2 pseudogenes are annotated in these 1,000 nt (G+C 66.6%); one reads left to right on the forward strand and one right to left on the reverse strand.

What is annotated here, in order from left to right:
* Window positions 1–158 precede the first annotated feature (158 nt).
* Window positions 159–440 (forward strand): annotated as a pseudogene (locus I5G_RS09760) (homoserine kinase); the annotation flags it as partial.
* A gap of 249 nt (window positions 441–689) precedes the next feature.
* On the opposite strand, the pseudogene infC reads toward I5G_RS09760, so the two are convergent.
* Window positions 690–1,000: pseudogene (infC, locus tag I5G_RS24625) on the reverse strand (translation initiation factor IF-3); the annotation flags it as partial.

Raw genomic sequence — 1,000 nt, forward strand, 5'->3', positions numbered from 1 at the left:
GACGACGCGGGGGCCGCTGGCATCCCGTTCACGACCGGCATCCTGGTCGGCATCGGCGAGACCGTCCGCGACCGCGCCGAGTCGCTCATCGCCCTGCGCGACCTCGACGACCGGCACGGCCATGTGCAAGAGGTGATCGTGCAGAACTTCCGCGCGGCCCCGAGCTGCTGATGGCCGCGACCGAGGACAAGCTGCACCAGAACTACCGCGCGCAGGCGATGCCCGAGACGGACCGGCTCGTGCGGGCGCTGCGCGCCGAGGGATACGCGGCGGTCGTGTCGGGTGCGGGACCGAGCGTCCTGGTGCTCGCGGACGGTCCGGGCCAGCGTGTGGCGGCCGCAGACCTTACCGCATCCGTCGTCGACACCCCGTGGCAGGCGCTCATGCTCGCCGTCGACGTCAAGGGTGGTACAGTGAAGCCCGCAGAGGGTTCCGCTTAGCACGCGAATCTGAGCCTCTGCACCACCTGCGAAATCCGCAACAAATCGCGAACCCGGTCTCGGCTGCAGTCTCCCGAACCGCTGGTGTGATCTTCGTCTGCGCTCTGCAGCGATACCCGTGATTTGACCATGTTTCATTTCTGAGGAGCACTCGTGGAGTCCATCTCCGAGACCCAGCCCGTTGACGCGCCCGAGGGCGCTGACATCCCCACCGAGGAGCAGTCCGCCGCTCCGGCCGACGACACGCTTCGACTCGACCGTGCCGAACTCGGCGACGTCCTCGGCGAACTTACGGAGCAGGCGCACACCCTGCTCGGGACGGGACTGCTCACGACCACGGAACAGGATCATCGCCTTGACCTTGTCGCCCGCCTGGAGGAACCCCTCAGCGCGCTTGAGCTTGGTGATGTAGTCGTGCGCCTCGATCTTCAGACGGAACCGGACCTCCTTGAGGACGGTGTTCGCCTGGTTGCGACGCGCTTCCTTGGCCTTCTGAGCTGCCTCGTACTTGAACTTGCCGTAGTCCATGATCTTGACCACGGGCGGCCTCGAGTTCGGCG

Source organism: Microbacterium sp. B19 (assembly GCF_000333395.1).
Lineage (GTDB): Bacteria > Actinomycetota > Actinomycetes > Actinomycetales > Microbacteriaceae > Microbacterium.